The sequence below is a fragment of the Sediminibacterium sp. C3 genome, assembly GCF_000508085.1.
GTDB lineage: Bacteria > Bacteroidota > Bacteroidia > Chitinophagales > Chitinophagaceae > Sediminibacterium.
On record NZ_KI669560.1, the window covers coordinates 43,976 to 63,785 of the forward strand.

The 19,810-nt window shown below is 38.5% G+C and carries 15 protein-coding genes; 8 read left to right on the forward strand and 7 right to left on the reverse strand.

Going from position 1 to position 19,810, the window contains the following annotated elements; genetic code table 11:
- Positions 1-52: 52 nt before the first annotated feature.
- The 5 genes from F777_RS0100225 to rpoN all read right to left on the reverse strand — a co-directional run bounded on the left by F777_RS0100225 (position 53) and on the right by rpoN (position 9,278).
- Positions 53-1,513, reverse strand: a complete 1,461-nt coding sequence (locus tag F777_RS0100225; RefSeq protein WP_026750278.1) for a RagB/SusD family nutrient uptake outer membrane protein — start codon at positions 1,511-1,513, stop codon at positions 53-55.
- A gap of 24 nt (positions 1,514-1,537) precedes the next feature.
- Complete coding sequence (locus F777_RS0100230) at positions 1,538-4,675, reverse strand: SusC/RagA family TonB-linked outer membrane protein (RefSeq protein ID WP_026750279.1); 3,138 nt, start codon at positions 4,673-4,675, stop codon at positions 1,538-1,540.
- Positions 4,676-4,760: 85 nt separating this feature from the next.
- Positions 4,761-7,112, reverse strand: a complete 2,352-nt coding sequence (locus tag F777_RS0100235; protein WP_026750280.1) for an efflux RND transporter permease subunit — start codon at positions 7,110-7,112, stop codon at positions 4,761-4,763.
- Positions 7,113-7,166: 54 nt separating this feature from the next.
- On the reverse strand, positions 7,167-7,844 hold the full coding sequence (locus tag F777_RS0100240) for a hypothetical protein (protein WP_026750281.1): 678 nt from the start codon (positions 7,842-7,844) through the stop codon (positions 7,167-7,169).
- 9 nt (positions 7,845-7,853) lie between these two features.
- Entirely contained in the window at positions 7,854-9,278 is a 1,425-nt protein-coding gene (rpoN, locus tag F777_RS0100245) for an RNA polymerase factor sigma-54 (RefSeq protein WP_369791992.1), read from the reverse strand.
- A gap of 112 nt (positions 9,279-9,390) precedes the next feature.
- Between rpoN and F777_RS0100250 the strand changes: the two genes are divergently transcribed.
- Entirely contained in the window at positions 9,391-9,684 is a 294-nt protein-coding gene (locus F777_RS0100250) for a hypothetical protein (RefSeq protein ID WP_026750283.1), read from the forward strand.
- Here F777_RS0100250 and F777_RS0100255 read toward each other — a convergent pair whose 3' ends face one another.
- A complete protein-coding gene (locus F777_RS0100255; RefSeq protein ID WP_026750284.1) occupies positions 9,685-10,887 on the reverse strand; it encodes a DegT/DnrJ/EryC1/StrS family aminotransferase in 1,203 nt (400 codons plus the stop codon). It lies immediately after the preceding gene.
- 63 nt (positions 10,888-10,950) lie between these two features.
- Here F777_RS0100255 and F777_RS0100260 point away from each other — a divergent pair, with 63 nt between their 5' ends.
- The 7 genes from F777_RS0100260 to F777_RS0100285 are packed head-to-tail and all read left to right on the forward strand — an operon-like array spanning position 10,951 to position 18,679.
- Entirely contained in the window at positions 10,951-11,601 is a 651-nt protein-coding gene (locus F777_RS0100260; RefSeq protein ID WP_026750285.1) for a DsbA family protein, read from the forward strand.
- 47 nt (positions 11,602-11,648) lie between these two features.
- On the forward strand, positions 11,649-12,053 hold the full coding sequence (locus tag F777_RS15130; RefSeq protein ID WP_037368966.1) for a DUF5606 family protein: 405 nt from the start codon (positions 11,649-11,651) through the stop codon (positions 12,051-12,053).
- Between the two features lie 41 nt (positions 12,054-12,094).
- The gene (locus F777_RS17050; RefSeq protein ID WP_051408324.1) at positions 12,095-13,555 is read left to right on the forward strand and encodes a glycoside hydrolase family 3 protein; all 1,461 of its coding nucleotides are present in this window, start codon (positions 12,095-12,097) and stop codon (positions 13,553-13,555) included.
- Between the two features lie 8 nt (positions 13,556-13,563).
- The gene (locus F777_RS17055; RefSeq protein WP_051408325.1) at positions 13,564-15,066 is read left to right on the forward strand and encodes a serine hydrolase domain-containing protein; all 1,503 of its coding nucleotides are present in this window, start codon (positions 13,564-13,566) and stop codon (positions 15,064-15,066) included.
- A 60-nt stretch (positions 15,067-15,126) separates the two neighbouring features.
- On the forward strand, positions 15,127-16,851 hold the full coding sequence (locus F777_RS0100275) for a DUF4836 family protein (RefSeq protein WP_026750286.1): 1,725 nt from the start codon (positions 15,127-15,129) through the stop codon (positions 16,849-16,851).
- Entirely contained in the window at positions 16,851-17,498 is a 648-nt protein-coding gene (locus F777_RS0100280) for an ATP-binding cassette domain-containing protein (RefSeq protein WP_026750287.1), read from the forward strand. The genes F777_RS0100275 and F777_RS0100280 overlap by 1 nt, the downstream gene beginning before the upstream one ends.
- Before the next feature lie 59 nt (positions 17,499-17,557).
- Positions 17,558-18,679, forward strand: coding sequence for an FtsX-like permease family protein (locus tag F777_RS0100285; protein ID WP_152530817.1), 1,122 nt, complete (start codon positions 17,558-17,560; stop codon positions 18,677-18,679).
- Here the strand turns inward: F777_RS0100285 and F777_RS17725 are convergent.
- Positions 18,670-19,716 carry a response regulator gene (locus F777_RS17725; protein WP_051408326.1) on the reverse strand — a complete coding sequence of 349 codons (1,047 nt, stop codon included), beginning with the start codon at positions 19,714-19,716 and terminating at the stop codon, positions 18,670-18,672. The two genes, F777_RS0100285 and F777_RS17725, sit on opposite strands and share 10 nt — an antisense overlap.
- Positions 19,717-19,810: the final 94 nt, after the last annotated feature.

Sequence of the window (19,810 nt, forward strand, 5' to 3'; positions counted from 1 at the left end):
ATTGTCGAGCCCTTTAAAAAAATGGGATCAATTAATTAGCTATATAACCCAATTAGTTGTCTACACAAAGTGGATTTAATAACAATTCACTTGAAGAAATAGGCCAGATGTATTGCTGAGCATTTGCTGCAATAGATCCAACCCCTGGTTTAGCTGGTAATGGTAAACCCAATCTAGTTAAATCGGTACCGGCCAAACCTTCTCCTAAAAGTTCAATTCTTCTTTCAGTTAAAATAGCATCAGCAAGTGCATCAGCGTTGGCAAAATCACCAGCAGCAAATACGGTTGAAGCGTCTGAACGGCCGCGAACTGCATTTAACAAAGCAATCGCTTGTGCGTCAACAGTATTAGTAGAACGTGCCCTAGCTTCTGCAAGATTTAACAAAACCTCAGCATAACGGATTACAGGAGCATAATCGGTAAAGATAGAAGGTACACTATACTTGGTTAAATAGCTCTTGCCACCAAATACACCCACCATTGCCCTTCTTCTGTCAGTAGATTTCCATCCTGGATTTGAAACAATCCCTGTTGATAAAAGTGAGTATTCACCATTTCCTCCATTAAACGCAGCAGGTCCATAGTAATATCCTAACTGATTTTGACCACCTGGTGTTTCATTGGAAGCGAATGGCATCGACATAATGGATTCAGTTGTAGTATAAGGTGCTTTGAATACATTGGTAATATCTGCCTGTAAAGCATGTGCCACGCCAGAAGTTGCAGTGAAAGGTGCTGTTGCACTTACAATCTTATTAGCCTCTGTAATTACATCAGCATAACGACGCATACTCAAATAAACTCTTGTCTTCAATGCAATAGCAGTGTTTCTGTGTGCACGAATCGTATTATTTAATGCACTACCATTATTGGATGGCAGATTGGTTTCAGCAAAATTTAAATCAGCTAAAATCTGTGTATACACTTCTGCAACCGTTGCTCTTGCCAGTGCATAGTTATCAGAACCTGTGTTTCCTTTTAAACGCAAAGGAACACCCGGCTTAGAGCCATTCCCATCCCAGAAAGGACGAGCATATAATTGCAGCAAAGAATAATAACTCATCGCTCTTAATAAACGAGCTTCTGCTTGAAAATTGTTTGAAAGTGTAGCACCTACTACTGAAGTCCCTTTAGCAGCCATTCCATCCAGAAATACGTTAGTAAGGTTAATTACATAGTAAGCTCTGGACCAATGGTTTTGAACAGAGTTGGTAGAACTGTTGGAAGGCGTATAGTTCCACACATCAAAACCCGTTACTACGTTGGTTCTGTCGTTCTGAAAATCTCCACCCCGGATATCGTTAAAAATCTGGTAACGACCACCGTACATGCCGGCATTTTTAATAGATGTGTATATGGCTCTTACCTGCCCTTCAATTCTGTCCTTGCTGTCAAATGCAGTAAGATCAGAAATGACATTGGTAGGAACCGGATTCACAAAATTATCTTTGGCGCAAGAAGTCAGTTGAACCAACCCTGCAGCCATTACAATATATAATAGGTTCTTTTTCATTTTTCTGAATTAATAGTTTAACAATTAGAATCCAACATTTAAGCCAATAGTAATCGTACGTTGGTTAGCTACTGTATTTCTGTCAATACCAAAGTTGGTAGTACCGTTACCGTTTGAAGAAACTTCAGGATCCGGACCAGGATACTTGGTAATGATTAACAAGTTGTTTCCAGATACATAGAAACGGGCATTAGAAATTTTAGCTTTGTCTAATAAAGACTTAGGGATATTATATCCAATGGTTAAAGTTCTTAACTTAATGAAATCACCTTTGAATACGTTGATATCAAGTGGGAAAGATGAACCATTTGAAACGTTGTCTCCAAATACTGGCTTAGGAAACTCAGTTACATCACCAGGTTTTTGCCATCTGTTCAAAACCCCTACTTCATTGTTCCAGAAACGCTGATCTCTCAAGCCAGCCTGGGTACCATAATACAGGTAGTTACCCATCTGATAGGTAAACAATGCATTCAATTCAAAATTCTTAAAACGAATATTGTTTTCCCAACCGCCGAAAATTTTGGCATGTGTATTCTTGTAAACAATTGCATCAGCACTACTTACTGTTGGTGCAACAGAACCGTCAGCGTACATAAAGCGAGACTGACCTGCAGGAGCTACGTGTTGAAAAAAGACCTGACGACCTTGATTATTAATGAAAATTCTGCGACCAGTAGCCGGATCAACTCCTGCAGTTCTGGTAACAAATAACATACCAATTGGATAACCAGGTAATGTAATACTAGGATTTTCCAATCCACTTGTTGATGCTACAATATTATTAATTCCTGGTGCAAGAGATAAGACTTTGTTATCATTAGTAGAAAGATTAAATGAAGTAGTCCAGCTGAAATCTTTCTTCTGAATTACATTGTATTTAACATCAAATTCGAATCCTCTGTTATACATAGAACCAATATTGGTTGGAATGCTGGAAGGTAACCCTGCAGAAGGAGGTTGAGGAACAAATAACAATAACCCGTCGTTATTACTATTGTAGTAACCAATTTCAGCAGTCAAACGATCGTTAAACAAACCAAAGTTTAAACCAATATCTGTTTTCTTACTGGTTTCCCATGTTAAGTTAGGGTTACCTGCCTGGCTATACGCAACAGTTGCACCACCACCATATAAACCAGAACCATAAGTAGATAAAGATGCAAAGTTTCCTAGTCCACCAATATTGCCCACTTTACCATAGCTGGCTCTCAATCTCAAGCTGCTGAAGACCTGATCTAGCTTCATGTTTTGGATGAACTTTTCAGTCAAGACATCCCAGCTTGCAGAAACGCCCCAGAAAGTACCATACTTACTATTGGCACCTAATTGAGATGCACCATCTCTACGAATATTTGCTGTTACAAAATACTTTCTGTTATAGTTGTATTGTGCACGGGCAAATTCAGAATACAAATAATTTTCTCCGATTCCCAACCCAGTGATATTAGGCGTTGCCCAACCACCCTGAATATTGGTAAATGCGGGATCAGAAACAGTTACACGATTTAGACCATAGCTATTGTTGTCTGACTTTTGGTGTTCAATACCTGCTAATAATCCAACAGTATGTTTTTCAGCAAATACTTTATCAAATTGAGCGGTAGTAGTCCAAACCCATCGCTTATTTTTATTAAAAATAGCACTAACAGATCCATTAGTAGAAAAACCTTCTCCAGATATAGGATGCGAAAAAAAGTCATTATCTACCATCAGATAATCAATACCATATTGTGTTCTCAAAGCCAACCAATTAACAGGTTTAAATTGCGCATATACATTACTAATTAAATGCTCTCCGTAACTGTTTGACCTGTTTAGGTCTAATGAGATCTGAGGATTATAAAACCCTACTTGACCTAATTTGTTACCCATGACACCTATTAAATTGTTTACTCTGTTGTAGCTTCCATCCGCCAAATAAGGACCAACATTTGGGGCAGTAATTAAAGCTACACGACCCAACCCAGCTGTATTAAAAGCCTCTCCAGCTAAAGATCCTGAACTAGCAGCAGCAGTATTCTTATCACTGGTGTATTGAATTTTACCACCCATGGTAAAGAACTTACCAGCTTTGTGATCAACATTCATCAACAAGCTTAGTCGCTTGAAATCATTTCTTCTGATAATACCCTCTTGTTCAGTATAACCTGCAGAAAAATAATAGCTTGTATTTTCATTCGCACCAGAAAGACTTATCGTATTGCTGTGCTGAATACCCTGGCGATAAATAATATCAGCCCAATTGGTATTAATGATATTACCATCAGGTCCAACAGTTGTAGCAAAGGCATTGGTAGCTGCATTAAATGTTCCTGCGTTTCTAAGCGCTTCATTCTTGTAATCGGTATACTGCTGAGCGTCTAATACTTTTTGCAAACGCTGTGGATTACTAATACCTACCCAACTATCAATTGTAACTTTGGAACGACCAGGCTTGCCTTTTTTAGTAGTTATGAACAACACCCCATTGGCAGCACGGCTACCATAAATAGCTGTTGCAGCAGCGTCTTTGGCAACGTCTACACTTTCAATGTCATTCGGGTTGATGGAAGACAATACGTTACCAGCAGCGTTTGTAGAGCTACCATCACCAGTGAATACGGCCACTCCGTCAACTACAATCAATGGATAAGAAGAAAGAGAGATCGAGTTGGCACCTCTGATTCTTAAGACTGGAGGCGCGTTTAATACACCATTTGGTATTACCACTTGAACACCCGCAGCTCTACCACCCAAAGCCTGTTCAAAGCTCTGAGTTGGCTTGTTCGCTAAAGCTTCGCCTTTAACACTGGCAATACTTCCTGTTAAATCTTTTTTCTTTTGTGTACCATAACCAACTACAACCACTTCACTTAGTGATTTGTCTTCTTGATCAAGTTTTACACTAACAGAAGAAAGTCCATTGATATTAACATCTTTGGAATCATAACCCACATAACTAATGCGAAGGGTTCTAACTTTCTCAGTTACTTGAATGGAAAAATTTCCGGCATTATCCGTTAGTGCATTTTTATTTGCACCAACAGCACTTACAGTGACACCACCTAACGGTGCACCTTTTTCATCAGTTACTTTACCGGTAACTGTTCGAGCAGTTTGAGCGTATGCATTGGCTATAAATAGCAAAGCACACGTCAAAAAAACGGCTAGTTTTCTCATGCGAATTTAGTTTTAGTTTAAGATTTGTTAAATTTAGGCAGTTTTTAAATACAAAACGCTGCAACAAAACCAAACTTTTATCCGCTTATCCTAGAAATTTGCCTTTTATACTGATTTTGGGGCCTGAAATTGTTAAAATTATAACGGGTAATAATACCAGATTCGTTATAGTGCCCACCACCAAAGTCAGTGAAGTCAGCCATCCTAGCGCCTTGGTTCCTCCAAAATCGCTAAAACTAAAAATGATAAATCCGGCAATCAAAACCAAGGAAGTATAAATAATACTAATGCCAGTGTGGCGGATAGTGGCAATTAAAGTAGGATTAACTTGGTTTTTGTGAGCGGGTAGTTCCTGTTTATAATTAATTAAAAAACGAATGGTAACATCAATAACAATACCTAGCGCTACGCTGAAAACAAGCACAGTAGAAGGTTTTAGCGCAATCCCCATCCAGCCCATTACACCGGCTGTTACAATCAGAGGAATTAAATTGGGTATCAGGGAGCTGATTAAAATCCGGAAAGATTTAAACAGGTAAAGCATGCAGAGGGCTATTAATAAAAACGCCCAGAAGATACTCTCTTTCAAGCCATTGATAATAAAGCTGGACCCTTCTAAAAAGCTTACACTACTTCCCGTAAAACTTACTTTATATGCAGTAGTATCAAAAATTTCATTAGCACGGGATTCAAAATTTGATAACAATGCAGGCAATTTCGCACTGCCAACATCTTTCATGTTCACACTAATTCTGGCTTTCTGTTTATTGGTGTCAATAAAATTATTGACCAATTTGTTAAAAGCATTGGGCGATTCCGTTTTAACAGTGTCTTTTTTGCTTTTTAAATAAGGACCTATAAAAGCCAAATCACTTTCATAGGGAATGGCATAGCTCATGGTATCGCCATCATAAAATGCTTGTTTTGCAAATTTCAGGCCTTCCACAAAAGACAATGGCCTTGCTGTGTACTCAGAAGAATCCAGATAGGCTGAAAATTCGTCAATAGCTGCAATGGGTTTAACCGAACGAACCAGGCCATTTTTCTTTTTGGTGTCTATTATAATTTCCAGTGGCATAACCCCACCAAAATTTTCTTCGAACCACTTCAGATCTGTATAAATTTTATCTGCTTTGGGTAAATCATCCACAATAAAACCCTCGCTCTTGATTCTGAATATTCCGATAATCGAAACAATAGTAACTAAAGCAGTAATTAGGTAAACCATTTTTGCGTGATGGAAAGTCCATCTTTCAATACGCACCAAAATAGCTGCCAAAAATGCATTGTCCAGGTATTTGGTATGCTTGGCTTTGGGAGGGGGTAAAAAGCTAAGCACAGGCGGAATGAAAAACAAAGAGATAAAAAACAATAGCAAAATATTAATGCCTGCCACTGCCCCAAATTCTTTCAGAAGCTGACTCTTGGTAAGCGCGAATACTGCAAATCCAATGGCCGCAGCAATATTGCAGAACAATGTTACAATACCCATTCTGCCAACCATGGTAATCAATGCTTCTTCCTTATTTAACTTTTCTCTGTAAGCAGTATGGTATTTGTTTAAAAAGTAAATACAATTAGGAATACCAATCACTACCACCAACGGTGGGATCAAAGCTGTTAGCAAAGTGATCTTGTAGCCAAAAAGCACCAGCGTTCCTACGCTCCAGATAACGCCCATGCCAACAACCAGCAAACTCATAATGGTAGCACTTATCGATCGGAAAAACAGAAATAGCGTAACGGCCGACAACAGCAATGACCCAATCAGAAACCAGTTCATTTCATCCTTGATACGATCACCTATAATGGTTCTAATAAACGGAAGTCCACTGATGCGCAATTCCGTTTTGGTATTCGATTCAAAAATTTTGGTTTCCTTTAAAATATCATTGATTAGTACCGATCTGTACTTACTATTGATAGAATCTTTGCTTACCGTTACGCCCAACAAATAAGCATTTTTCTCCGGCACATGTAACAAGGTTTTATAAAAAGGAAGACTATTGAACAGCAAACGTGCTGAATCTAGCTCTAATTGATTGGAATAGGGTGGATTAAAAATTCGGGAAGGAACCAGCTGCTGATTAACTTCGTCGTTCAAAAGATTCATGGCATCCGGAACGCTAAGCACTCCATTAACCCCGGCCACTTTTTTCAGCCTTTGACTCAATGCAAAAACTTCATTGAAATATTCTTTTTGAAAAAACTGATCGGCTTGCAAACCAATGACTACAGTATTTCCATCGGTACCAAACTCTTTTAAAAAAGCCTGGTATTCTACAAACTTTTTATTGTCGGTTGGGAGAGCCCTGGTAAAGTCATAACTCAATTGAACTTTAGAAGCCTGCCAGGCCATGAATCCTGTAACTATTAATAATACAAAAAGTAGGCTAACCCTGAACCGTAGAATTGCTTTTCCTGCCTTATACCACATGAAATTAAGTTGGATAAGCTGCAAAGAAACAAAAAATCGCCCAATGCCTTGATATTACATCACGAAGTAGTATGCCAGCAGTTGACTCAGTACACCGGCAGCCAATCCTGTATAGATTTCTTTTGCATTGTGCTCATTCAATAAAAGTCTGGCAGTTGTAACACAGCCAGCTATTAGCAATGAAGCAGCAATCGCAATACCATCCATATTCTGATAATAAAGGGTCGTTAACACAACGGCAGTTACCAATCCCCCGGCACCCATGGCATGCATACTTATTTTAAATTGGTTATTGGCCAGCAGCCCCATTACAGAACAGATAAAAATTCCGGTATAGAAAAACTGAAGAACAATGGGCTGATCCGGAAAATTGCGGCTTAAATAATGCATCCACCAGTAAAAAAACATAGTGATGATATAAGGTACAATTCTTTCTTTCTGTGTTCTTAAATAAATACCATCACTGAACTTTAGTCGCCACAATAGGAAAACGGCAAAGGCAGGAAAAAATGCGGTCATCCAGAAAACACCAAATACACGCAATTTCAATTGCCAATCGGTAATGCCTGCAAACTCATAAGGGTAGGCCTGCATTAAGTATAAAAAGAAATAAGTAGGTACAAATAAAGGATGAAACAGAAACGACAAAGTTTTAGCCATTACCTGTAAAGGCCATGGTCTTTTCACAACAGCTTCAACGGGAATGGAATTAGTTTCTGTTAAATTAGACATGATAGATAATTAAAGTTCTTTGCGCAACCTCGCCACCGGCACATTCAACTGCTCTCTGTATTTTGCTACCGTTCTTCTGGCAATATTATATCCTTTTTCCTGCAACATCTCGGTTAATACTTCATCGCTGAAAGGTCTGTGCTTGTCTTCGGAGGCAATCATATCACTCAGAATTTTTTTCACTTCTCTCGTACTCACTTCCTCTCCGCTTTCTGTACTTAATGATTCACTGAAGAAAAACTTTAAGCGATAAGTACCGAATTCAGTCTGAACAAATTTGCTATTGGCAACCCGGCTGACTGTTGAAATATCCAACCCTGTTACTTCAGCAATATCTTTTAAAATCATTGGACGCAAGGTGGTTTCGTCTCCTGTCAGGAAAAAATCCTGCTGGTATTTCATAATTGCCCCCATTGTTCCAATCAGTGTATCCTGTCGCTGCTTGATCATGTCTATAAACCACTTGGCTGCATCAATTTTTTGTTTGATAAAGAGTACAGCTTCTTTTTGACGTTTGTCTTTTTTACTACCTTTCTCATACTCTTTCAACATGTCTCTGTATCCTTCACTTACTCTTAAATCAGGTGCGTTTTTGGCATTCAAAGAAAGTTCCAGGGAACCATTATTATTGATGACAAAAAAATCGGGCACAATATAGGTTTCCGCCTTATTCATTTCACCCACATTCCCGCCAGGTTTGGGATTCAGTTTAATGATCTGGGCAATCACTTCTTTAAGCTGATCATCTGATAGTCCCAGACTTTTCTGGATTTTCTCGTAGTGCTTTTTAGTAAACTCATCAAAATATTTGGTAAGAATCTGAACGGCCAGTTCCACACTTTTACCTTCGTCCGTTTTTCTTTTCAGCTGCAGCAATAAACATTCTCTCAGATCTCTTGCAGCAATACCTGCCGGATCAAACTGCTGTATTTGTGAAATAATTTCTTCTATTTCTTTTTCTTCAGCAACCAAACTTTGCCTGAATGCAAGGTCATCTGCAATAGAAGACAATTCCCTCCTGAGGTACCCATCATCATCCAGACTACCCACAATCTGTTCAGCAATTTTATACCTTCTTTCATCTAGCTCCAGCATACCGAGCTGATTCAGGACCATTTCATGAAAACTGGTTTCTACTTTTATGGGGATCACTTTCTGATCATCCATTTCCGGATAATTATCATCCTTTGTTTTATAGTCAGCAATCTCACCATCATCATCCAATACATACTCGCTGATATCTACATTGTCATATTCTTCCAGACTTCCATCCGGATCCATATCTTCTTCCCCTGAATTATCAAACTCATCCTTTAGTTCGTCATGATATTCTTCTTCATGCCCTTCTTCTCCCTGTTCCAACGCAGGATTTTCTTCCAACTCCTCTTTAATCCTTTCCTCTAAATTGGCAGTAGGCACCTGCAATAGTTTCATTAACTGTATCTGCTGTGGAGACAGTTTTTGAAGTAACTTTTGCTGTAGTGATTGACTGAGTGACATCTATTAATAATTACGCTGTAAATTTACACAGAATTACACCGAGACAATGCGTAAAAGGATTTGTTTGTTTGTGAATTTATTCCTAATAAGTGCGGCAATAAAAGCACAGGTGCAATTAATGAACCCGCATCAGAAAAATATTACTGCCAATTACTTTGCGCAGAAAATGGATAGTCTTAAACAACAACCTGTTAAAATATTGCCTCCGGACCATTACGTGAAAGGCTTAGGTTTCTTCTGTAAAAAAGAAATACAACTAGAAAAAGCAACTAAAATACCTTTTCGTTTCAGATTAGGATCCCTGGATTATGTAAACAAAATGGAAGGGAAAAATCAATAACTATTTTCCCAGAACCTTATTGATAATGGCAGCCATTTTTGCCCCTTTTTCCTGAATCTGTTCTTCTGTCCAAACCAAACTGATAGCAGTAGAAATGCATCGGTTCATAATGGCATCACTTTGCGGGAAACTTGTCTGCGCTAGTTGCAATAATGCATTTGTTTGTTCTGTACTCAAACGGTTTAAGGTTTGTGCATTCTTTAGGTGATCCCATTTGCTGATGTAATGCCAGTTATTGGCAAACCAGTAGAAGTTTCCTGCCAGCACACCCTGTTCTTTCATTTCCTGCACAACAGCCTGGGTTAGTTCTTTGCTGGGCAAGAACCAGCTTAAAAAACTACAACTATCATCCCCACCTTCTGGTACAACTCTGAAACTCACTTCTGGTATGGCTTCCAGGTGTTTGCGCAAAGCCGCATTGTTCTTCTTTTGCAGCTCCAGAAAACGACTCAGTTTTCTGATCTGAGCAAGTCCAACGGCTGCATGCAGTTCACTTATTCTATAATTGTATCCAATAAAAGGATGAAGGTCTGCTCCTCTGTCTACTCCTAAATGATCGTGGCCATGATCGGTATACCCATCCGATTTGGTAAAGATTTCTTCGTTATTAGTCATGACCACTCCTCCCTCTGCACAGGTAATCATCTTAACAAAATCAAAACTAAACGTACCGGCATCTCCAATGGTACCTAATGATTTACCCTTGTATGTTCCTCCAATACTTTGACAGGCATCTTCCAGTAATAATAAATTATGGGCTTTACAAATAGCTTGTAATGCATCCAGATCGGCCATACTACCACACATATGTACTGGCATTACACATTTGGTTCTGGGCGTAATAGCGTTTTTTACCGCAGCCGGATCCAATGTTAAGGTTTCGTCTACTTCAACCAATACAGGAATTGCTCCAACACTCAATACGGCTTCAAAACTAGCCACGAATGTAAAGCTGGGCATAATCACTTCATCTCCGGCACCAATACCCAATGCGGCCATCGCCGTAGTGAGCGCAGCAGTACCAGAAGAAGTTAACTGCGCATATTTACAACCAAAAGTTTCCGTTATAGCCAGTTCCAGCTCCTTGGCTTTCCATATGCCCTTTCTGGGTCCGTCAAATCCATAACGCATTAAAATGCCTGTTTCCAGCACATCATTTACTTCTTTTCTTTCTTCGGCACCAAAAAGTTCAAAACCTGGCATAACCTGATATTTTCATGTTAAAACAATGCGCAAAGCTATAGAATCCCTGCCTATTTTTGCAAAATGAAACCAATACTATTCTATTGTTACGACGCTTATTGTGGATGGTGCTATGGCTTTAGTCCTGTCATGAAACAAATTGCAGACGCTTTTCCTGATTTGCAAATTGAAGTTTTATCAGGCGGCATGGTTTTGCCTGAAAGTCCTGTACATATTAGCGCAACATCCTCTTATATTCAATCGGCGTACAAAACCGTGGAAGAGTACAGTGGCGTTACATTTGGCCCGGACTATCTATGGCATATTAACAACCCGGATTTGAGTGATTGGTTCCCGCATTCTGAAAAACCAGCCATTGCGCTTTGCGTTTTCAAAGAAATATACCCCGATAAACAAGTGGCATTTGCGGCAGATTTACAATATGCCCTTCATTTTGAAGGCAGGGACTTAACGGACAACGAAACTTACAGGCATTTACTTGAAAAATATTCCATTGATGCCGATTCGTTTTATGAAAAACTAAACAGCGAGGAATACCAGGAAAAAGCCAAATATGAATTTGCATTGGTAAAACAATTACAGGTTACTGGCTTCCCCTGCGTACTTCTTCAGGAGTCTGCAACCAAATTCCATCTGCTGGCAAGAGGATACACTCCTTATGCAGATTTAAAATCAAGACTGGAAAGGGCATTGGAAACAATTGGGCAATCCTAACCATCGGGAGAACAAAATCCTTTACTTTGCATCTCAATTTTAAATATATGGAATACAACAAACTGATATCGGTTACAGGCATGAGTGGATTGTTTGAAATGGTCAGCAGCAAAAATGACGGCGCAATTGTGAAATCACTGGAAGACAATAGCACCAAATTTGTGAGCAGCAGAGTACACAATTTTTCACATTTAGAAAGCATTGAAGTATACACCATCAGAGAAAACGTAAACCTTGCTGATGTATTCAAGGCAATGGAAGCAAGTACCGAGGCTTTACCCGCCGAAAAAGATCCCGCAGCTACAAAAGCTTATTTCCAGAAGGTATTCCCTGATATGGATTTTGACAGAGTGTATGCGAGCGACATGAAGAAAATGGTGAAATGGTTCCGTATACTGAAAGCCAATAATGTAAAAATCGAATTGACAGAAGCGCCTGAAGAAGCCGAATAATCCCTTGCATTTCATACCTTGTGCCATCAATTGCACACTGTATGAAAAGATGGATCTGCTTCTTATTGTTACTGGTATTGGCAAATACCAATATGATGGCACAAAAGTTTTATGAAGAAACTCCGGAAGCTATCAAATGGGTCAATAAAAAATTTAAAAAGCTCAATAAGAACGAAAAAATAGCACAGCTGATGATTATTCGCGCCCATAGCAATCTGGGCGAAGATCATGTAGCCAAAGTAACTGAGACTATCCGCAAATACAACGTGGGTGGTCTTTGTTTTTTTCAGGGAGGACCAGTAAGACAAGCTGTATTAACCAATAAATATCAATCTTTAGCTAAAACCCCGTTGATGATAAGTATTGACGGAGAATGGGGATTGGGTATGCGATTAGACAGTGTCATTAATTTTCCAAGACAATTGATGATGGGTGCCGTAAGCAATGCTGATCTGATTTATCAGTTTGGCAAAGCGGTAGGCGAACAGTGTAAAAGGCTGGGAATTCATGTTAATTATGCGCCGGATATTGATATCAACAACAACCCAATGAATCCGGTAATCAACGACAGAAGCTTTGGTGAAGATAAATTCAAAGTTGCCTTGTTTGGAACAGCTTATATGCGTGGCATGCAGGATGTGGGTGTAATGGCAACAGGCAAACATTTCCCCGGACACGGAGATGTAGCAGTAGACAGCCATTACGACCTTCCTGTCATTAATAAAACCAAAGCACAACTGGATGAATTGGAATTATATCCATTCCGTGAATTGATCAAAGCCGGACTGGGCAGCATGATGACTGCTCATATCTTTATTCCCTCATTGGATAGCAGCGCTAACAGAGCAGCAACCCTCTCAAAGAATAGCATAAATGGACTTCTCAGAAACGAACTTGGTTTTAAAGGATTAAGTTTTACAGATGCCCTGGAAATGAAAGGAATTACCAAATTTTTCCCTTCAGGCGAGGCTTCCGTTGAAGCATTGATTGCAGGTAATGATATGTTGTGTTTGCCTGAAGATATTCCGGGAACCATTGCTAAAATCAGACAGGCCATTGACGAAGGAAGACTGAATTGGGAATCCATTGATGCCAGTGTTAAAAAAATCTTATTGGCAAAATATCATCTTGGCCTCAACAAGGTTACAAAAATTGATACCGCCAATCTGGTTAACGATTTAAATGTTCAGACCAATCTGATAAAAACCCAGCTAAGCAAAAATGCCATCACACTATTAAGAAAAGAAAACAACCTTTCCTACCCTCTAAAAAAGGGGCAGAAAATAGCCTATGTGGCCATTGGGGCGCCTGGTGAAAATTCCATCTCCGTAGAACTGAGTAAAGCCTATAATGCAACCGTATATTTGTTTGGAACCAGGGCTAGTATTGGCAAGCAATTGATGGATGATGCTGCTGCCAATCAGATTCCTGCCGACAAGGCAGACAGTAGTTCAGCAAAGCAGTTGATTGAAAAAATAAAAAACAAGGTTACGATCTTGTAATTGTAGGTATGCATAACTACAGCAGAAGACCTGCCAAAAACTTTGGACTGAGCAATGCAGCCATTTACCTCTTAAACGGCTTGCAATCATTCAACACCCTTACATTGTATTTTGGAAATCCATATGCCATTTCCAATTCAACTAATGCGCCGAATTTACTGGCATGTTACGAAGATGATGATATTACGCAGGAAACCGTATTTGATATACTTGCTGGCAGATTGGATGCAAAAGGGATTTTACCCGTGACCATTTCACCGGAACTGGTTCATGGCAATTCCATCACTTACCAGCAGTATCTTCCCAAAGTGCAACCCTGGGAAGTGGGTCTGGATGCCAACAAACTAAGTAAGATTGACTCAATAGCCAATGATGCAGTTGTTAAAGGTGCTGTGCCCGGTTGCGTGGTACTCGTGGCCAGAAAAGGAAAAATTGCTTATCACAAGGCATTTGGATTTACCAATACAGACAAAAAGGAGCCTGTAAACAAAGACATGATTTACGATTTAGCTTCTGTTACAAAAATATCGGCTACCACAATGGCCATAATGAAACTGGTGGAAGAACAAAAAGTAGACTTGGAAAAAACCCTTGGAGATTATCTGCCTTTAACAAGAAATTCAGACAAAGGGGGATTAAAAATAAAAGATATTTTACTACACCAGGCTGGGTTGAAGTCTTTTATTACATTTTACAAAGAATTAATTGACAGTGTTTCAGGAAAGCCTTTACCGGCCTATTTCAGAAGCGAAGCCACGGTAGGCTTTAATACCCGTGTGGCAGAAAATCTATACCTGAGAAACGACTGGAAGGACACCATTTATCAACGAATTCTTGCCAGCCCACTTACGCCTGCCGGTAATTATATTTATAGTGACAACGATTTTATCTTTCTGGCCGCAGTTGTAGAATCTGTAACAGGAAAAAACATTCATGAATACAGCAAGCAAGTATTCTATGACCCCTTGGGAATGACAACTACTGGATTTACCCCCAGAAGTTATTTCCCATTAAATACACTTGTGCCTACGGAAGATGAAAAACATTTCAGACAACAAATGATGCGCGGAGATGTGCACGATGAAGGGGCTTCCTTATTTGGAGGAATTGCAGGGCATGCCGGCCTTTTCAGTAATGCCTATGACCTGGCTAAAATTTACCAGATGCTGCTAAATGGGGGCTCTATCAACAATCAGCAATTTTTACAACCAAGTACCATTAAGAACTTTACCGCCTATAACAGCAATATCAGCCGCAGAGGCCTCGGATTCGACAAACCGGAAAAAGACAATAATACCCGTAAAGACCCCTATCCTTCCCGATTTGTTTCACCAAACACATTTGGGCATACCGGGTTTACCGGAACCTGTGTATGGGTAGATCCGGATACAGATTTAATCTATATTTTCCTGTCTAACCGGGTAACCCCTACCAGAAACAATACTTTATTTGGAAAAATGAACGTACGTCCAAATATCCAGGAGGCCATTTATCAGGCAATTATGAATTAACATCATATTTCTGTATAAATCTGTAAGCAAGAATTATCTTCATGTAATAATTCTTGGCACATGAAACGCTGTTTATCGTATATTCTACCAGCTGGTATACTTTGTATTGTATTTGCATCCTGCAGCAATAAAGCTCCAAAAGAAAGCAGATTCATTCCCAAAGACGCTGCTGCAGTTCTTAGTATTGACCCTGCCGCTTTAAAAAATAAACTTCAGAACGGAGGTATCAGTTTAGATAGCATCTGGGCTAAAGGATTCGAAAAAGATTCAACCAGCAAGGAAGACCAACAGAAAATAGCTGATCTGAGAAATGCAGCAGGTATTAATTGGAACGAAAAAATTCATTTTTTTACCTACTTACAAAGAGAGAATAAGAAAGGGAATGTAATGAATCTCCTGTTTAGCATTTCTGATAGTGCTGCTTTCAAAAAATACATGGAAGGTTTAACCTGGGAAGGCAAAAAATCAATAGAGAAAAACAAAGAATTTAATTACCTGAATTTATCAAATGAAAATATACTGGCTTGGAACGACAAGCAGGCTTTAGTAATGTTTTATGAAAACAAGATAGTTCCTTACTATGATTCGGTGAATATGCGTTTTGTGATTCCTGAAAAGAAAGACAAGAAGAAGGAAGTACTTGAAGAAGTCTCCAGACTTTTCACCCAGAAAGAGTCTGAATCACTGGCATCCGTAAAAGAATTTGCTCAGTTATTTTCGGAAAAATCAGAAGGCTATTTCTTTGCCGGAACCGGAAGTACATTGAATGCAATGAGTGGCATGCCTTTGCAGTTACCCAAACTGGAAGAGCTGATCAGCAATAATTATACTACTGCAACGCTTTCTTTTGAAGAAGGCAAAATAATTGCGAAATCTACAACCCATACCAATCCACTTTTAAGCAAAATCCTGAAAAAATATGCAGGACCAACGGTAAATACTTCACTGATAAATCAATATCCCTCTCAGAATATCAATGCCATTGTTTTGGCATCTTTTAACCCAGAAATATTTGGAGGATTACTGAAAGAGCTGGAAGTAGAAAGCCTGTTGAATCAGTTTTTAGCGAAATCAGGAATCAGTTCAGCTGAAATGTATGGAGCAATTAAAGGAGATATTGCAGTGGTTATTTCAGATTTGGGTATTGGCAACAATGAACCAGATAAAAGAAAAGATGAGCTGGCCATGATTAAAAAGAAACCAATAGGAAAGATGATTCTGAATATTCCTGCTGGCAACAAAGACAATTTCATGAAGCTCATGGGTAAAATAGCCAACCAAGGATTCATCAGAAAAGCAGGTAACGAATACAAATCAGCTGACCTATTCGGGCAGTTGGGAATTTATCTGGTTGCCAACGAGCAGGGCTTAATTATCGCAAGCGACTCATTAACCTATAGCCAATACAAGTTAACAGGCAATAAATCTACCATTAACAAAGAAGCACTTGAGTACTTCAAAGGAAAGTCAACTGTTATGTACATAGACATTGCCAATACCCTTAACGGGTTCCTGAAAGACAGCAGCAATGGATACAATAATTCCATGTTAACAGCCAGAAATACCATTAAAGACATCATTGGTACTTCAGAAAATTACAAGGATAATAAAGTGACTTCTTTATTGGAAATTAATATGCAAAATCAGAAGCAGAACAGCCTGGTAACACTGGTAAGTTTGCTTACCAATATTGCTGTAGATACAAGAGCAATTGCAAAGCGGGAAAAAGAAATGGAAGAGAAATTATTCCCATCCAGTATCCCAACTGTAATCAGAGCCAACTAATGCAATTTGAATTAGCCTACATAGTTCCAAAAGCAATTGCCGACAGACCATCCGTAAAGCAATCGGAAATTTGGGGGCAAAAGATTGCCTTTAACAAAGGAAGAAATATAAAAATTACTGCCCCCAGTGGTACGGGTAAAACTACCTTAGTTAATATTCTGTATGGGTTAAATAAAAACTATACGGGTCAGATATTTTATAATCAGCAGGATGTGGCAACCCTTACCCCTGTTGAATTTTCAATGTTACGCCAATCAACTTGGAGCATCGTATTTCAAGACCTGAAGTTATTCCCTGCCCTTTCTGCAAGGGAAAATATTGAGCTGAAAAGAACCATGCAAAAATCGGTAGTTGATACTGTTGAAATGGAGCAAATGGCAGCGCAACTTGGTATTGATGCTATATTAGATCAACCAACTGGCATTTGCAGCTATGGGGAGCAACAAAGAATAGCCATCATTAGAGCGTTGATGCAACCTTTCGATTTTTTAATACTGGATGAACCCTTCAGCCACCTCGACATTACCAATAAAAAAAAGGCTGCCCAACTAATACAAGCAGCTTGTAATAGGCGGGGCGCAGGAATCATAATCACAGATCTGGACAAGGATGAATATTTTGATTATCAGGAAAGCTTAAATCTATAAACTTGTTTAACAGTCTTCTTAAAAAGTTAATTCTTAAACAATCTGGTAAATCAAAAATTTTGATTGCCAGATTTGGACTGGGTATTGCTATATTTTTATTATTGACAGCTATACAGATTCAAAGCAATTATGATTTTCTGCTAAACAATCAAACCAATAAAGATAGCATTGGAGATTTTTTGGTAATTAACAAAGTGTTGAACAATGAAACTATTGGCAATACTAATATTGACAGTTCACTCATTGCAAAGTTGAGAAAACAACCTTTTACGGAATCAGTAGGCATTTTAACCCCAAGCAGATTTAAAGCCAGTATTCAAAGTATTAGTGACCGATTTCCATTTTATACTGATATTTCATTTGAAAGTGTCCCTGATTCATTTATAGACATCAGCAATAGCAACTTCAGCTGGAAACCAGATGCAGATTTTGTTCCGGTAATTGTTCCCAATATGTTTCTGGATATTTACAATTTTCAATTTTCAATTTCTCAGAATTTACCCCAGTTAAGCCCGGAAATTGTAAAAATGATTGTATTTAAAATAACAGTGTACGGCAGCAACGGACCAGTGCATTTTAATGCAAAAATTGTAGGATTCAGCGATCGAATAGCATCCATGTTGGTGCCTACTCAATTTATTGAGTGGGGCAATCAATATGCTGCCAAAAGTGAATCCCACGGTGCATCAAGACTGGTCATCAAAACCAAAGACCCCTCAGACCCAGCCGTTGCAAGCTTTTTAAAGGAAAACAAACTTGATACAAATAATGAAAAGCTACGCTTTAGTAAATACAGAAAAATCATTGATGCTGTAGTAAGTATTGCAGGATTTACTGGCTTAATCATGCTGATATTTTCTGTTCTTATTTTTACACTTTTTATTCAGTTGAATATCGCCAACAGCAAAGAGGAGATTACGCTCCTGATTACTCTGGGAACTTCTCCTTTGCAATTATCAAAGTTCTTATTCCGGCATTTTTTTCCTGGCAACCTGATAAGTATTGTAACAGGCATTATTATGGTAAGTCTGCTTCAATTCACACTTCAGCATCTCCTTCAGACACAGGCTATTTTTATTCCAGCCCATATCTCTTTAACAACCTTATTAACTGGAATTTCTCTGATGGCACTACTCTGGTTTATTACTATAAAAACAATCAGAAAATATATCTATTTGTAAGTGTTTAAAATTTCTTTGACCATCTCCAAAGAGAGCGGTTTGGTTATATAATCAACTACCATAGGAAATTCACGGGCTTTATCTCTGTCGTAAGTATCAATGGAAGAAGAAAGAACAATTACCTTTGAATTAACAGAGTATCGTTGATAATTCACCAGAAATTCCCAGCCACTGCTGAATGGAAAATTCACATCAAGCAGAATTAAAAAATCACCTGAATTATCGTTAATCTGCAAATAGGCTTCTGCGGTTGAAATGGTATCAAAAACCAATACTTCCATATTGGGATCTACCATCTGAATAATTCTTTTATTGATGATATTGGTAAATGCATCATCATCAATTAAAATAACTTTTTTGTACTGTTGATTCCGTTTATAGAAATTAAAATACCCATCGGTCTGATTAAAGGAAAGCTTATGATTAATTTTGAAAATGGTGCTATTAATAACCTGGATAGATTTTCTTGCAGCACCGATCATTTCATTTCTTTCTTTCAGGTTAACCTCAGGATTATCAAGCATTTGAACAATTGATTGAATTTTAGCATACTCGTGCCTCAATTCATGTGAAGTGATAAACGACAATTCCCGAAAAGTTTTATCATTTTTCTTTTGCTGTTGTTCAAACCAAAGTATATCCGACATATCTGTCATGATTCCTGAAATGCATTCAATACTATTTTCAGTAATTAATTTTCCACAACGGACATTGTATACTTTGTTTGTATTTTGCTTACTTACAAATCTTATATTTTCACCCTCCGGATTAAAAATAATGGGGTCAGAAGAAGTAAGTAATTTCTCCAAAAGATGCCTGTCATCCACGTAGGCAAGCTCAAATAATTGTTCAAATGAAATGGTAGTAATTGTGCTTAAACAATCTCTGAATAAAAGCTCAAAATGGTGATTGAAATATAGAAATTCACGTTTCTGCTGGTTCGCAATAAACAAAGCATGCTGAGAGAGGCTAAAGAATGACTGTAAAGCCTCGAAAACGCAGCCGGGTTGTGCAGAAAAAGGAAATTGATTATCCATAAAATCAGCAAAAAAGGACCTGAATTTTGGAGATAGCCCTTTAAGGATGTAAAGGTTGTTTGCTTTGGATTAAAATATTGTGGTACTTATATAT

Excerpts from the sequence above, each read along its gene's own strand:
- F777_RS0100225 (WP_026750278.1), bottom strand. The coding sequence starts at position 1,513 with ATGAAAAAGAACCTATTATATATTGTAATGGCTGCAGGGTTGGTTCAA.
- F777_RS0100260 (WP_026750285.1), top strand. The coding sequence starts at position 10,951 with ATGAAACCAATACTATTCTATTGTTACGACGCTTATTGTGGATGGTGC.
- F777_RS0100240 (WP_026750281.1), bottom strand. The coding sequence starts at position 7,844 with ATGTCTAATTTAACAGAAACTAATTCCATTCCCGTTGAAGCTGTTGTG.
- F777_RS0100250 (WP_026750283.1), top strand. The coding sequence starts at position 9,391 with ATGCGTAAAAGGATTTGTTTGTTTGTGAATTTATTCCTAATAAGTGCG.
- F777_RS0100230 (WP_026750279.1), bottom strand. The coding sequence starts at position 4,675 with ATGAGAAAACTAGCCGTTTTTTTGACGTGTGCTTTGCTATTTATAGCC.
- F777_RS0100275 (WP_026750286.1), top strand. The coding sequence starts at position 15,127 with ATGAAACGCTGTTTATCGTATATTCTACCAGCTGGTATACTTTGTATT.
- F777_RS17050 (WP_051408324.1), top strand. The coding sequence starts at position 12,095 with ATGAAAAGATGGATCTGCTTCTTATTGTTACTGGTATTGGCAAATACC.
- F777_RS0100235 (WP_026750280.1), bottom strand. The coding sequence starts at position 7,112 with ATGTGGTATAAGGCAGGAAAAGCAATTCTACGGTTCAGGGTTAGCCTA.
- F777_RS0100280 (WP_026750287.1), top strand. The coding sequence starts at position 16,851 with ATGCAATTTGAATTAGCCTACATAGTTCCAAAAGCAATTGCCGACAGA.
- F777_RS15130 (WP_037368966.1), top strand. The coding sequence starts at position 11,649 with ATGGAATACAACAAACTGATATCGGTTACAGGCATGAGTGGATTGTTT.
- F777_RS17055 (WP_051408325.1), top strand. The coding sequence starts at position 13,564 with ATGCATAACTACAGCAGAAGACCTGCCAAAAACTTTGGACTGAGCAAT.
- F777_RS0100255 (WP_026750284.1), bottom strand. The coding sequence starts at position 10,887 with ATGCCAGGTTTTGAACTTTTTGGTGCCGAAGAAAGAAAAGAAGTAAAT.
- rpoN (WP_369791992.1), bottom strand. The coding sequence starts at position 9,278 with ATGAAACTATTGCAGGTGCCTACTGCCAATTTAGAGGAAAGGATTAAA.
- F777_RS17725 (WP_051408326.1), bottom strand. The coding sequence starts at position 19,716 with ATGGATAATCAATTTCCTTTTTCTGCACAACCCGGCTGCGTTTTCGAG.